Here is a 14,116-nt window from a genome sequence, read left to right as displayed (position 1 = left end):
CTGTCTCCTGCTAAGTTCCAACGTAACGAGTATAAAATGCCTTTGCCGCCAGGGGATCTTGGGTTCCTTTGATCATGGCCCGGCCGTCACCAAAGAGAATTATTTCCATTTGTTCTATCGAAACCTTCAATAAGTAGGGGTTCTGCTGGACCTTGCCTAGAACCTTCAGACGCTCTGCGATGTCATCCAATCTCAGCTTTGCTCCCCTGGCGGGGGTAATTTGTACAGAATTGGAGCCGCAAAGGGCGATGACTTGCATCTCTTCCTTACCTTCCAGGAAAGGGAACTCACGGAGACTGCAGGCCGGACAGTCAGTTCTGCGCGCTTCGGACAAATCGATCAAATCGTACCGGTTTGTCCACAAGTCCACCGAAAAAAGACCGCGGGACAAGTCTTGCACTCGACCGGTCAGCACTTTGATCGCTTCCACCGATTGGAAGGCTGTCACCATCTGGATAGCAGGGCCGAGAATGCCAGCCGTATCACAGGTGGGAATGGTGCCAGGGGCAGGCGGGTTGGGCATTAAACAACGCAAACAGGGACCTTGTTCCGGCAGTACGACCATGGCCATCCCATGAGCACCGGTCACACCGCCGTAAATCCAGGGAATCGCTGAGCGAACACAGGCATCGTTCAATAAAAAGCGCAGATCAAAATTGTCGCTGCCGTCAACGACCAGATCAACGCCCTCTAGCAGTGGTTCCAGGTTAGACCACCCTAGATCGGCTACGACCGCTTCGATGTTGATTTCTGAGTTGATGGACTGGAGCTTCTTTTTTGCGGCGATCGCTTTGGGCATTGTCCTTTCTACATCATCTTCATCATAGAGAACCTGTCTCTGCAGGTTCGATTTTTCTACATAATCCCGGTCTGCCAGCAGGAGATGACCGACGCCGGCTCGGGCTAAGGCATTGGCTAGGTGGGTACCTAATGCCCCCATACCGGCGATAAGCACTTTCGATGATAAAAGCCGCCGTTGCCCTTCTTCGCCTACACCTGAAAACCGGATTTGCTTTAGATATCGTTCCATCCTGACACCGCCTATTTGCCTGCTGATTCTGCTAACGTGTAGACGAGTCGCCAACTCCATTCAGCGATTTTCTGCAATTTTTCTGTGTTAATGATCGAAAGGGTATCGCCGGGGGTATGGTTGTCTTCGAGCCATGTACCCGAGAGGACGCTTATGGCAGGTACTCCCTTTTCAGCAAAGGGGAAATGATCGCTGTTGTGCATTCCCCGTTCTTGGGGCTGCAACCGGATGTCTGCAGCCCGGGCTGCTTCCTCCATCACTCCACGCCAAGGTAGGTTCCCAGAAGACCAGTAAATAAAATCACCCTTATCACCGTTCGCCACGGTGTCTAAATTCACCAGTCCGATCATTGATTCCAGGGGAATTGAAGGGTGTTCCACATAATACTTTGACCCGATCAACCCGCCTTCTTCACCGGAAAACAAGAAGAATGCCAGGCTTCGCCGGGGGGGCGATTGAGCGGCTGCCTTGGCTATTTCCAAGAGAACAGCTACTCCTGATGCATTGTCATTCGCACCGGGATAGAATTGATTATCCCATTTTCCCAGATGATCATAGTGCGCTGAAAGGGCTACCACTTCATGGCGAAGTGCCGGATCCCTGCCAGGAATCATACCGATGAGATTGTCAGTTAGATTACCTTTGTTCTCCCCCGCCACGAGGTGCATCCGGCCGTTTACCGGGGAAAGAGAGAAGGCTGGGACGGGGAATGACTGAAAGAAGGTCTCCCCGTCGCCTTTCGGTTTTAAGCCCCAGTTGCTCCAAAGCCGTGCCACATATTCACCGGCTTTGGCTTGCCCTGGACTGCCGGCTAATCTTCCTTCCCAATCCTTTTGCGCTAAAATGGAAATATTGTTGCGCATTCGAGTGAGGTCAAGCCGTCGGTCCGGCAAATCAGGTAGATCTGTGATCGCCGGAAGAGCAGTCGGTCCTTTTTGCTTATTCAGCCAATAGGCGCAGAACAAGCTGGACAAAAGGGACAGTGCTGCTGCTCCTCCGTAGAAAAAACGACGGCGGTTGAGGGTAACCTTCGCCTGAGGCTCTTGTTCCTTATTCTCTTGGCTCATGGTGCCGCTGGCTTTATCTCGAATATTCTGTTCTGTCTTGCTGCCCAAAGGGGGCTCTTCTCCCCAGGGGTTTGGGCGTTTCCTGCCTGTCGCCAAAGGGTGTCAGGCCCCGCTTTCTGTCTGTTCTTCTGGTTAACCTACCATCTCATCTGCCGGTTCGACAGCGAGAAATCCAAAGGTGCCAAAACTAAGGATGGCTCGTTGGTATGTTTTGATGGTCTCTTCGGCGATAACGTCCCAAGAGTAGATTTGGTCTACGTCCTGACGGGCCGCTTCAGCCATTTTGTTGGCACCTTCTCGGTCTTGTAACATGGCGATGACCGCTTCAGCCAATTTTTGTACATCGCCGGGAGGGACTTTGATGCCGTTTTCCCCGGTGCGGATGATCTCACCGAGACCGCCTGTATCACTGACGATGACCGGTGTATTGGCGGCCATGGCTTCCAAGGCGACGATCCCAAAAGGTTCATAGAGGCTCGGGAAGACGGCGATTTGAGCTGAACTGATGAGACGGTTCCGGCTGTCATCGTCGACAAAACCAGCGAAGGAAACCCGGTGCTCCACAGCGAGAGCGAGAGCCTTCTCTTTTAATTCTTCCATCATAGGACCTTTGCCGGCGATAATCAAGCGAGCCTGAGGACGTTGACTGAGGATGTTCGGCATGGCCTCAACCAACCATTGAACACCTTTTTCGGGAACGAGCCGGCCCACATAGAAGATGGTTTCATCGCCAGGACCGCAAAACTTCTCCATCCCGTACCCTTTTCCGGGTTTCGCCATGAGATTCGCCGGATCGACGCCATTGGGAAGGACAGCGATCTCCGCCCAGGGAGTCGAAAAGATCGTCGTGATCTCTTTGGCCATATAATTGGAACAAGCGATAAGCGCATCAGCAGCGTTCGACAGGTCTGTTTCTTCATTGTGTATGCTGCGCTGCAGGTCATTCCAGATCCCTCGCTGGCGGCCGTGCTCAGTAGCGTGGATGGTGACGACCAAGGGCACCTGGAGCAAGCGCCGGATTTCTTTGGCAGCCATACCGACCATCCAATCGTGGCCGTGGATGAGAGCCGGCTTTTCTGAAGCCGATTCGGCGATAACCCCAGAGAGCAGGGCGAAGTTGAAACGCCATACCCAACCTAGGAAATCGTCGCTCGCCGTTCCGGGGACAGGCAGGCGAATGACAGTGACCCCATCGATCACCTCTCGGTCGGGACAACCGGGGACGGCACAGGTAAATACTTTGACAGGCACACCTCGAGCGGCTAAGGCTTTACTCAGGTCGGCCACGGCGCGGCCTAAGCCGCCTACCACCCGAGGCGGATATTCCCAACTGAGCATCCAGATCGGTCCGATCGGTTTCGACCCTTTTTGCGAGAGAACTGACTTACCTTCAGGTTCCGGGACTCCGGCAAAATCACAGTAATCGATATCTCGAAAAATCGGATGCTTCCATTCAGCCTCAGACAAGGCAGTCTCATCGACTTGCCCGCTGCGCAGGGATCGGGCCAACTTCCAGAACAACTGCAAGTGTTCTTCCAGTCGACCGGTGGCGTATTCGACAGTTGTTCCGGTGTGCATGATAAATGGCCAGTCGCTCGATTGTGCCAGCAACAGCTCCCGCGCCGCTTGATGTAAGGCTTTTTTTATCTCAGGTTGGGCTTGAGGAAAAGCTTTCGCCAGAGCGACCATTTCTGCCTCGGCCCGGTGCAAGTGACGGTATATCCAGTCGTTCGCGGGGTTGAGCCAGACTTTTCCGTAGCCATCTTCTCCCCAGGTGCTGAAGGCGATCGGTCCGCTCGGACCGGGTCCGTAGGTCTCCCGGTAGCGACGGGGTGTAGTCATCTGTACGGTCGTTTCAGGAGAAGCGAGACGGCGAAGGACCGCTTCCAGAAAGTCAGGTCCCTCATACCACCAGTGGCCGAAGAGTTCTCCGTCATAGGGGGAGACCACGATAGGCGGGAGATCCATCTGATCGCGCCAGTAGGTAGTTTGTGCTTCCCGGTTGAAGACAAAGTTATCGGCATGGGCATTGACTTTTTCCATGGCCCGGTCGTGGCAGTAGGCTTCTTTCTGATCAGTATCTCCGGTGATGCGATAATATTTAAATCCTGTATCCCCCGGGTCTGGTCCGCTGAGGAAAGGGGCCACCGTTTCGAAGGGCAGGTCATAGCCGATATCACGATAAAACTCCCGATAGTCATAGTCGCCGGGATAACCCGATTTTTTATCCCAGACCTGGTGGGACGTCTCAGGATCCCGGGCGAAGGCGGAGACTTGAGCACCCACGTCTAAGGGCTGGTAAAGATTGGCCGGCCCGGGATGGGCATTACGGAAAGTCCCTGTATCGACGACAAAACAGTAGACCCCTTCCTGAGCCAGCACCTTTTCTAGCCCTGGCGCATAGGCGCATTCAGGCAACCATAGACCGTGCGGTTCCATGCCGAAGATGGCTTTGTGTTGGCGGACACCGGTGCGAATCTGCGGTGTCCAACTGCTTTCTGTCAAATAGGGAAGAAAGCCATGAGTGGCTGCCGATGTCCATAGATCGAGATGACCGCTTTGGGCCAGCGATTTCCAAGCTTCCGTGATTTGGCTGTTCCATTCATCTTGGAAGAGCCGCCGTGCCCCTTCTAGTTTTCGGCGGTACAAGGCAGCCAGCAGGGCAAAGTCCTCGTCTTCGGCTGTGCGTTTTTCTTCAAGGGCGGCCAGTTGCAACATCTTATCGAGATGTTCCCGATAACGCTGTTGCAGCAGGTTGTCTGTCAGCATGGCAGCCAAACTAGGCGTTACCGATAAAGTGACACAAAAGTCGACTTTTTCTTCCCGCAAGCGCAGCCAAGACTCGGTCAGAGGCAGATAACACTCGGTTAGAGCTTCAAAGAGCCATCGTTCTTCTAAAAATTGGGGCAGTTCTGGATGTCGCACATAAGGCAGGTGTGCGTGCAGGACAAGGGCCCAGTATCCTTTTTGTTCCTTTACCATCGCCTTCATCGGGAACTCCCCCCGGCACTTTTTTCGTAAAAGCAGGTCGAACTGATGGACTCTGCCGGTGGAAGGTCTTCTAATTCAATCGGCTCTGCACCGCCACAGACAGCCACGGGCCGGCCTGTATTCCAAGGACCGACAGGCTGAACGGGAGGTGTCAGTACACCTTTAGAACCGAGAACGGCGATAAATTCTCCTTGACCGTTATGCAGTCCGATCTGGGCTCGGTAGACCTTCCCCGGTCTGAGCCCGCTCACATACCAACGATGAGCGCTCGGTGGCAGTTCTGCTTGATAGATACTGTTCCAGCAGGAACCCTTTCCTTGCTTATCTTCTTGCTGAACCCGCAGCAAACAAGGAGTGTCAAAGGGAAGACTCCAGTTATGTAAAGCTTTTTGTCGTGTTTTTTCTGTCAGTTCCCAGTAGATGAAGATGTGGTGCGGATCCTGGACCAACAGACCAATGCCGTCTTCGCCATACCCTTGAGGCAAGCTTTTGGTCATGGGCGGTAACTCCTCCAATCTTCAGTTTCGAAATCACAATTATCATTATAACAAAGACATCCAACCTACATGATTAAAAAAAGAAAAAAGCACTACTGAATGGTCTTCAGCAGTGCTCCCTGTTCAGATTAAGAGACTGTCGCCTTGCGGCATTCGGCACAACGGCCATAAAATTCTAAACGATGACCTTGGATCTCATGTCCGCTCAGTTCCTCGGCCTTTTCGTCTAGATTCTCGGCGCGATCGATAAAAATATCAAAAACGCGCTTACAGTCTTCACAGACAAAATGATAGTGAGCCTCCACGTTCCCGTCGTAACGGGAACTGGCACCGGCGTAGGTCATTTCCCGAATGATCCCCTGTTGGGCCAGGGTGTTCAGGTTACGGTAGACCGTACCCAAACTGATGTCGGGAATCTGGCGGCGCGCCTCTTGGTAAACCCAGTCTGCCGTGGGATGACTTGTTGTACCTTGAACGATATCTAAGACCAACTGTTTTTGCCTTGTCATCCGAGGTCCGATGGCTCCCATGGCGCTCCCCACCTTTCTTTATACAAATAGTAATCATCACTATCATTATTCTATATGATGTCAACAAAACTGTCAATCAAGGGAGAAGGCCTTTCTCTCATCATCTGCAGGCATCGCGGGAAATCGGATCGATTTTACTCGGGCAGCCGAACAAGTTTATATTTGCGAGTTCCTAAGCCCAGCTCTTCGGCATGGCGAAGTTGAATCGTGCCGTCGACACTGGGATGGACCATGCGAAACTTGTCCATTCCTGGGGCTGTGCTTTCCTGACCCGCGTCGGCAAGTCGGTTGTCGATCAAACCAGGCGCTTGATTGACCAGGTCGTAACAAGCTTGATCCAAGGCAACAGGATCAAAGGAAGCGAGTATTCCCAAATCGGGAACAAGGGGAGTATCGCTCCAGGAGCAGCAGTCACATTCAGGAGTGACGTCGGTGACAAAAGTGATAAAGGCGATTTTGCCTTTTTCCCGTTTTTCCCGGACGGCAGCATAGGCGTATTCGGCCATTTTTTCCTGCAGCAAGCCCGGATCGATGGCCCAGTTGATAGCGATGGCTTTATGGGGACAGGTGACGGTGCATTCCCCGCAGCCGATGCAGCGGTCCTCGGCGATGACGGCTCTTTCCGCTAAGGAAATCGCGTCCGCAGGGCACCATTTAACACACTTGCCGCAGACTTTGCATTTTTCATTGATAGTCGGTTTGATATCGGAGTGTTGGATCAGTTTTCCCGAACGGGAGGCCAGGCCCATAGCCATATTTTTTATAGCTCCGCCAAAACCGGTCATCTCGTGGCCTTTAAAATGGGTCAACACGATCATGGCGTCGGCATCTAAGGGAACGGCGGCGATCTTGGCTTCTTGCAAACGTTTTCCCTTAGGCACTGGAATATTTCGGTAGTCTTTGCCGTCTAAGCCGTCGGCAATGATGATCGGCGCCTTGACAGTGGCGTAGGCATAGCCGTTTTCCATGGCTGTATCCAGATGGTCAACGGCGTTGGCCCGGGATCCTCGATAAAGGGTGTTCGTATCGGTCAAAAAGGGGCGCGCCTTTTTCTCCCGTATTTCTTGCACGACGGCACCGACAAAAGGCGGCCGAATGGTCCCTGTATTCCCCCGCTCACCAAAGTGCATCTTGACAGCTACGAGATCCTGTTCGTTGACACAGTCCATAATCTGGGCCGCTTTGATGAGTCTGCGCAGTTTGTCCACGAGCCCTTTACCTGCTTTAGCCCGGCGGGACACGAAATAAACTTCAGACATTTTATCGCCTCCACAAGAAAAAGCAGGGCTTTTCTCCCTGCTTTTTATCTTTCTACATATACAGATTATAATCAAATCTACTTGTTTTTAAAACACCCTCGGCTTCAAGAATGCCTTGTCCACCGGGCCGTTCTACTCATTGTAGATTCCATTCCGAGAAACCTATAGGCTACTGTTTAATCAGATCCTCTTTCACAGCGCCGCATTTGGGGCACTTGCCAGGTTTGCAACGTTTTTCGATGACTTCACCGCATTTTGCACACTTATATACTGCCATTCTTGTCACCTCCGTTCTTTATAGTAACGATTACTACTTATCTTTCGTTTTCATGGTACCTCTTGCGCTTGTACTTGTCAAGGTCTATTCAAGATTTCCCGGTAGTACTCTTCATATGTATCGACGACCGGTTCCGCTTGAAAGCGACGCAACGCTTCTTCCCGGCCACGGCGGGCCATTTCGTCATAAGCCTCTGGATGAGTCAGCAGGTGGACGGCAAAAGCAGCCATCGTTTCCACATCACCGACAGGAGCCAAATAGCCTGTCACCGCATGTTCGACCACTTCGGGCAACCCGCCTGTCTCACTGGCGATGACCGGAACTTGACAAGCCATCGCCTCCAAGGCGACGAGTCCAAAGGATTCTTTGGCCGAAGGCAGCAAAAATAGATCGGCTAAGGCAAAAATTTCGGCCACACTGTCCTGGCGCCCTAAGAAGATGACCCGTTCCCGAACACCTAAGGCTTCGGCCATGTGGGCGGCAGCGCACTTTTCCGGTCCATCACCGACTAACAAAAGCCGTGAGGGCACCTGTTCGTTTACGCGAGCAAAAATACGAACTACATCTTCCACACGTTTGACCGGGCGGAAATTGGATATGTGCAGCAGAACCTTCTCTTCTGGCCGGGCAAAGCGAGCCCGCAAACAGGGATTTGAAGCCGGACAATATTCTTCAAAATCGGCAAAGTTGGGAATCACTCGAGGGAGATCGGCCAGGTTGAAGATCTCCTTCGTCTCCCGGGCCAAGCTCCAGGACACCGCAGTAACTCCGTCGCTCGCTTCCAGAGAGAACCGGGTTATTTCATAAAATTGAGGATCATTGCCGACCAAGTTGATATCGGTACCGTGCAAGGTGGTGAGAATCGGCAAGCGCCGTTCCTTGGCCAGCATTTGCTTGGCCAGATAAGCTGCGGGCGTATGAGGGATGGCGTAGTGAGCGTGTATAAGGTCCAGTTGGGCGGAACGGGCTACATCGATAATCTTCGCCGACAGCGCCAGCAGGTAGGGAGGATATCGGAAAAGAGGGTAATCGAGCACCTCCACTTCATGAAAAAACAGATTCGCTTCGAAGTGATGGAGGCGAAAAGGTAATTCATAAGCGAAGACGTGGATATTGTGACCACGCCGAGCCAACTGCCGGGCCAATTCAGAGGCGACTACACCGCTTCCTCCATAGGAGGGGGAACAAAGAAATCCGATATTCACTATGAATCACTCCCACAAGGCGCCGATCTCTTTCACACCTAGAGGGGCTTCCGGGTAAAGAGGCTCGGCAAAAGTTGTTCCAATCAGCCCACCCAGGTATCGATCTCGATCTTCCAGAAGTTGAGGTAAATCGGGGATGCGCAGTTCTAGCCGCCGGCCGTCGAGTCCGCGAAAAAACTGGCTTTGATACACACATAAGGCTGCTCGTTTTTGTTCGTAGACAGAGCCAACGTCCACATAGAGAGGCTCTCTATTTTCTTGAAGCAGGTTCCCGTTAATGCGGTACGTTAAGAACCGGGCTGGTCGCCAAGGTTCTCTGGAGCTGTCACCAAACTTTCTCAAGCCTCCGTAAAAAAGTGCTTGCCGGACCAGTTGACCGGCTGCTCCATGATCGGGATGGCGATCACTTCCTCCAGGGGCTAAGACCAATTTGGGGCGATACCGGCGCAGCCAATGGACGAATTGTTCCATCCAGGGCTGCCACCGACTCAGGTCGCTGAGGTGACCGTCCGGCCACTGCCCATTGATCCGCTCCCTCACCCTTAAGATCCGGGCGGCGTCACAAGCTTCTTTCCACCGTTCCTCCACCGTTCCCTTGGAAGCCATCTCACCCCGAGTAAGATCGATGATGACGACAGAACGGCCTTGGGCAGCAGCTAGAGCCAGCGTACCGCCGACACCGAGTTCCACATCATCTGGATGGGCACCGAATGCCAGGATGTCTGCTGGAGGCTGTTCGGTTTCTTCATTCATTGGTTTTAGATCAGCAAATACCGCTTCATTGCGAAAAATCAATTCCTTTTGGCGCTGGCTATCATCACGCCAACCCTCATGGATAAGGTTCTTCAAACTGGGCTACCTTCTTTCCAGGCATTTCGGTCCGATTCTCTAGGCCATCGCACCAGCTAAAACCAACATCGCCTGAAAAGCTCTAAAGAGGTCAGGCAATTCGTCTCGACGGAGTTCAACCTGGTTGGCCCCCTTGCGTTGCACTTCCGGCATAAAGGCAACCATATCGGCCATGACGGGAGAGTGAAACTCCACCAGCAAACGATAAGGCCCTTCGGGACACCATGTCTGAACCTCGCCGCTTCCCTTTTGCCATCCCTTGACTACGGCGAAAGCCGCCGCCTCGATCGCCTTCTGCGCCTCTGGCGGGAGCATCGTCTCGGCGGCTTGCCGGCTCAGAGCTCTTTTTACCGAAATAAATCGAGTTCCCACGAGTTGAGCGGAAGCTTCTTTCGCCAGGTCCTCATCACCGGTCACCAAAGTGACAGGAACCCCGAAATATCTCGCTAAAGCGGCATTCAGGGCTAGTTCTCCCACTTCAACCCCATTTAAAAAAATCCGATCGATCAGCCGGGCGCTGTAGGAATGGCTCAAGATGCCAGGACTTCCCTGGCGGCTGTGATAACCGATGAAAAAGGCCATATCCCAGGATCTGTCGATAGCGCACATCATACCTAATGGCTTTGGCTTGCCTGTGATGACGCGAGCTCCCGGAGGCAGCATTTCCAATCGCAGGTTGGTCATCGACTCGTGAGCATCGTTGATGACAATGTGGGCAGCACCAGCATTCTGCGCGCCCCGAACGGCGGCAGCCACCTCCAATGTCATTCGAGTGCACGCCTCTTCATAAGCCGGTCCAGAATATAATTGAGCCGGGGATATCACCCCGGCCACTCCTTCTAAATCAGCGGAAATATAGATACGCATCCATACCACCCCGCTATTATGCGTTGCCTAACTCCTCCGGAAGCCAATCCTTCACGGCATCACTTAAGATCTTCTGGATATCGGTCATCAGTTGACTGAAACGGAACTCTGCCATCAAGTACTCCTGCAGCGGTGGATGTAAACTGATCAGGCTGGCCATTTGCTGAAACGATTGCATCTGAGCTTCCGTAGGCTGTTGGCCCGATAAAGTCGCCTTTTGCAGTTCCCACTGCTTGGCCCGGAAATCGTGGAGCAGTTTTTTTGATTCTGGAATGGCTTCCACCTTAGATTTTGCAGCTAGAAGCTCTTGATACTCGGCAGAGTTTTTCAAGGAGCGGGCAAGTTGATGGGCTTGGTCATGAATGTTCATTTTTCATCCACCCCTTAATGGAAGACTTTCTATTAGAGGTTCTCCATGTAGCACTTGCGCCGGTGGAAGGTGGCTACTTTGCGGTAGCCTACAGACCAGGCGATTTCACGAGCCTTATCGAGATCGCGTCCGACCTCATGAAAGAAGTGGGCGTCAGAACTGAGGGTGATCGGAATGTTCAACTCAAAACATCGTTCCAAGAGAGTTCGTTGGGGATAGACCTCAGCAACCGGTTTGTTCAGGCCGTTCGTGTTGATCTCACAGGGAAGCCCCGATTTGCTGATCGCCTGGAGAGCCTCTTCGGCCAGTTCTAAGATGGGGCGACTGCTGCGGTAATTGAAGATTTTAATCAGATCGAGATGTCCGATAAAGCTGAAGAGCCCTTTTTCCGCTACTTCTTTGATGTGACCGAAATAGGCACGGTATAGCTCATCGTTTTCCCAGTCTCTATACTTGTCTATGTAATCGGGGTGATCAAAATCCCAGCCTTCAATTTTGTGGACTGAACCGATCACGTAATCGAAGGGGTATTGGCTGGTCATCTTTTGTAACAGATCATCGGCATTGCGAATGTAATCGATCTTCACGCCGAGGCGGACCTGTACATCGGGATACCGCAGAGCCGCTTCCCGGATAGCTTCCACATTGTATTCATCAAGGTAACGATCATGATCGGCAAAGCCAACATGGGCGATTCCCCGTTTTCGAGCCGTTTCAAGATAAGCCGAAATCTCTTCCACCGTGTGTTTTGATGTTCCGTGTCCAATGCCGTGTACATGGTAATCAACGAGCATGCTGATACTCCTTCAGGTTTTTTTATCGCTAGGTGAATGAACCCCTGTCATCCATTTTACCAGAACTGGAATTCAACTTCAAAGGGATGGCTTCCCCTAGGATTCACCTCTGGAAGAGGGTCTGCATAATATACATGGACTTTTGGAGGAGGTGATAGCCATGAAAAGAAAAACTTCCCTTTTTTCCGGTGTCTTCGTCCTGTCAGTGCTGGTGTTAGTGGCTTTAATCAAATCTTCGAGCCTTCTACCTATCCCTGCCCTAGCCTTCGATAAAACAGCCAATGACGAAGAGTTGATTCGCCGTGCCCTGCAGGCGAAAGAAGCTCAGTCCCTAACGCCGACGAGTGTGTTAAAACAAACGATGGAAACGTCGCCCCTGGATGGGGAAGAGATTATCTTAGGGATCAACCTGGGAAAAAACCGCTCTTTCCTGGCCGGTTTTGAAAAAGCCAACGGTCGACTGATTTCCGTATCGCAAGACCTGGCCTCCTTGCGGTCTCTCTCTTCGACAGACCTTCCGGGACTCGCACAAAAAGGGATCTCTATCGAAGAAGAATATGACAACAAACTGGGCGGATTTGAACAAACCACCTGGCAACGTATCTTCCGTATCGACGAAAACAACGCCTTCCAACAAGTTTTTGCTCATGTAAAAAAGAGTGAGTATTACTGGCACGACGCCTGGGAAAATTCTCAGGGACCCTACTGGCATAAGGTCAATGAGGAAAACTCCTTTGAACGCCTATCACCCGATGTGATCATCGTTCACCGGAAGGTTACCCGATTCATCGCTCCGGGCGATCCGAAAGTCATGCCGACGGAGTACAAACTGGAAAGCAGCCAAAGTGAAAACATACGCTTCGAATGGGACACCGCGACGTTGCGATTTAAGGAAAAAACGAGAGAACAAGCTTAATGTACTGCCCTACCAAAAAGAGTATTTTTAAGCAGGAGCAGTTAAGATGTACATTGAGGTGAATTGTGGTATAAGGACTCCGCTACACCCTCGATTTTTCTCCAAGTGTAATAGACCTGTAACGTTATTTGACAGAGTTCATCCATAAGCACAAAGGGTTCGGATTCTCATGGTCCGATCCTTTTTTAATTTGCCGCGATAAATTCCTTGCCAATTATTTTGGACAGTAGTTTGAATCAGTGTCTAAAAAAAGAAAAAGTTTTTCTCACGCAAACATTGTGTACCTACGGTGGACAAGATATAATAAGCGTATTCAAAATTTTTTTGTTTACAAACAAACATTACATATCGGGAGGAAAAGAAGAACCATGACGGAACGTGTATTCAACTTTAACGCGGGACCTGCTACGCTTCCCCTGCCTGTTCTCGAAGAAGCTCAACGGGAGATGCTGAACTACCGGGGCTCGGGGATGTCCGTAATGGAAATGAGCCACCGTTCGAAAGAATACGAAGCCATCAATAACGAAGCCGAGGCCAACATGAAAGAACTGCTCGGCCTGGGCGATAATTACCGTGTCCTCTTCCTGCAAGGCGGTGCGAGCACCCAGTTCGCCATGGTTCCTATGAACTTCCTGCAGGCCGGTCAAAGGGCTGACTATATCCTCACCGGAAGCTGGTCTGAAAAGGCCCAAAAAGAAGCAGCCAAGCTGGGCCAGACCCATATCGCTGCCACAACCCAAGAAGGAAACTACAAACGGATCCCTTCATTGGAAGAGATCCAGCTGAGTGAAGCACCTGCCTACGTCCACATCACCTCGAACAACACCATCTTCGGCACTCAGTGGCAGTCCTTCCCTGATTTCGGCGACATCCCTCTCGTCGCAGACATGTCGAGCGACATCCTCTGCAAACTTTTTGATGCCAACAAATTCGCCCTAATTTATGCCGGCGCTCAGAAAAACCTGGGCCCCTCCGGCGTGACTGTCGTCGTCATTCGTCAGGACATGATCGAAAAGGCCGCCACGAACATCCCCACCATGCTGCGCTATGACATCCATGCGAAGAACAACTCGCTCTATAACACGCCGCCTTCCTATTCTGTCTACATGGTCAACTTAGTTCTCAAATGGCTCAAAGCCCAAGGCGGTCTTGCTGCGATGGAACAACGCAACCTGGAAAAGGCAGCTCTCATTTACGATGTTATCGACAACAGCAACGGGTTCTATACAGGCCATGCGGACAAAGACAGCCGCTCCACAATGAATATTACTTTCCGCCTGCCCAATGAAGACCTGGAAAAGACCTTTGCCAGTGAAGCGACGAAACAAGGCATGATCGGCTTAAAAGGCCACCGTTCTGTCGGCGGTATGCGGGCCTCCACCTACAACGCCATGAGCCGGGAAGGCTGCCAAGCCCTGTCCGACTTCATGAAAGAGTTCATGCGAAAAAACGGGTAATCCCCTT

14 protein-coding genes are annotated in these 14,116 nt (G+C 51.9%); 2 read left to right on the top strand and 12 right to left on the bottom strand.

Annotation, left to right across the window (positions count from 1 at the left end; all coding sequences use genetic code 11):
• Positions 1-10: 10 nt before the first annotated feature.
• The 12 genes from H1S01_RS01805 to H1S01_RS01750 form a co-directional block, all read right to left on the bottom strand.
• Positions 11-1,030 carry a ThiF family adenylyltransferase gene (locus H1S01_RS01805; protein WP_188038402.1) on the bottom strand — a complete coding sequence of 340 codons (1,020 nt, stop codon included), beginning with the start codon at positions 1,028-1,030 and terminating at the stop codon, positions 11-13.
• An 11-nt stretch (positions 1,031-1,041) separates the two neighbouring features.
• Positions 1,042-2,145, bottom strand: coding sequence for a M28 family metallopeptidase (locus tag H1S01_RS01800; protein ID WP_188038401.1), 1,104 nt, complete (start codon positions 2,143-2,145; stop codon positions 1,042-1,044).
• Positions 2,146-2,229: 84 nt separating this feature from the next.
• A complete protein-coding gene (locus tag H1S01_RS01795; RefSeq protein ID WP_188038400.1) occupies positions 2,230-5,088 on the bottom strand; it encodes a 1,4-alpha-glucan branching protein domain-containing protein in 2,859 nt (952 codons plus the stop codon).
• Positions 5,085-5,585 (bottom strand): DUF4912 domain-containing protein, encoded by a 501-nt coding sequence (locus tag H1S01_RS01790; RefSeq protein WP_188038399.1) that lies wholly within the window; start codon positions 5,583-5,585, stop codon positions 5,085-5,087. The genes H1S01_RS01795 and H1S01_RS01790 overlap by 4 nt, the downstream gene beginning before the upstream one ends.
• Before the next feature lie 128 nt (positions 5,586-5,713).
• Positions 5,714-6,115, bottom strand: coding sequence for a Fur family transcriptional regulator (locus H1S01_RS01785; protein WP_188038398.1), 402 nt, complete (start codon positions 6,113-6,115; stop codon positions 5,714-5,716).
• Positions 6,116-6,249: 134 nt separating this feature from the next.
• The gene (locus H1S01_RS01780) at positions 6,250-7,374 is read right to left on the bottom strand and encodes a DUF362 domain-containing protein (RefSeq protein ID WP_188038397.1); all 1,125 of its coding nucleotides are present in this window, start codon (positions 7,372-7,374) and stop codon (positions 6,250-6,252) included.
• A gap of 169 nt (positions 7,375-7,543) precedes the next feature.
• Positions 7,544-7,651, bottom strand: a complete 108-nt coding sequence (locus H1S01_RS01775) for an RCKP-type rubredoxin-like domain-containing protein (protein WP_155474655.1) — start codon at positions 7,649-7,651, stop codon at positions 7,544-7,546.
• Positions 7,652-7,728: 77 nt separating this feature from the next.
• Positions 7,729-8,856, bottom strand: a complete 1,128-nt coding sequence (gene bshA, locus H1S01_RS01770) for an N-acetyl-alpha-D-glucosaminyl L-malate synthase BshA (protein WP_188038396.1) — start codon at positions 8,854-8,856, stop codon at positions 7,729-7,731.
• A gap of 6 nt (positions 8,857-8,862) precedes the next feature.
• Entirely contained in the window at positions 8,863-9,705 is an 843-nt protein-coding gene (bshB1, locus tag H1S01_RS01765) for a bacillithiol biosynthesis deacetylase BshB1 (RefSeq protein ID WP_188038395.1), read from the bottom strand.
• A 39-nt stretch (positions 9,706-9,744) separates the two neighbouring features.
• A complete protein-coding gene (locus tag H1S01_RS01760) occupies positions 9,745-10,572 on the bottom strand; it encodes a M55 family metallopeptidase (RefSeq protein WP_188038394.1) in 828 nt (275 codons plus the stop codon).
• A gap of 16 nt (positions 10,573-10,588) precedes the next feature.
• On the bottom strand, positions 10,589-10,942 hold the full coding sequence (locus H1S01_RS01755) for a YlbF/YmcA family competence regulator (protein WP_188038393.1): 354 nt from the start codon (positions 10,940-10,942) through the stop codon (positions 10,589-10,591).
• Between the two features lie 32 nt (positions 10,943-10,974).
• On the bottom strand, positions 10,975-11,736 hold the full coding sequence (locus H1S01_RS01750; RefSeq protein WP_188038392.1) for a histidinol-phosphatase HisJ family protein: 762 nt from the start codon (positions 11,734-11,736) through the stop codon (positions 10,975-10,977).
• A gap of 160 nt (positions 11,737-11,896) precedes the next feature.
• Between H1S01_RS01750 and H1S01_RS01745 the strand changes: the two genes are divergently transcribed.
• Together H1S01_RS01745 and serC are read left to right on the top strand one after the other, a co-directional pair.
• On the top strand, positions 11,897-12,652 hold the full coding sequence (locus H1S01_RS01745; RefSeq protein WP_188038391.1) for a hypothetical protein: 756 nt from the start codon (positions 11,897-11,899) through the stop codon (positions 12,650-12,652).
• 368 nt (positions 12,653-13,020) lie between these two features.
• Positions 13,021-14,109 carry a 3-phosphoserine/phosphohydroxythreonine transaminase gene (gene serC / locus H1S01_RS01740; protein WP_188038390.1) on the top strand — a complete coding sequence of 363 codons (1,089 nt, stop codon included), beginning with the start codon at positions 13,021-13,023 and terminating at the stop codon, positions 14,107-14,109.
• Positions 14,110-14,116 lie beyond the last annotated feature (7 nt).

The sequence above is a fragment of the Heliobacterium chlorum genome, assembly GCF_014502795.1.
Lineage (GTDB): Bacteria > Bacillota > Desulfitobacteriia > Heliobacteriales > Heliobacteriaceae > Heliobacterium > Heliobacterium chlorum.
This window is presented reverse-complemented; position numbering and strand designations above follow the sequence as displayed.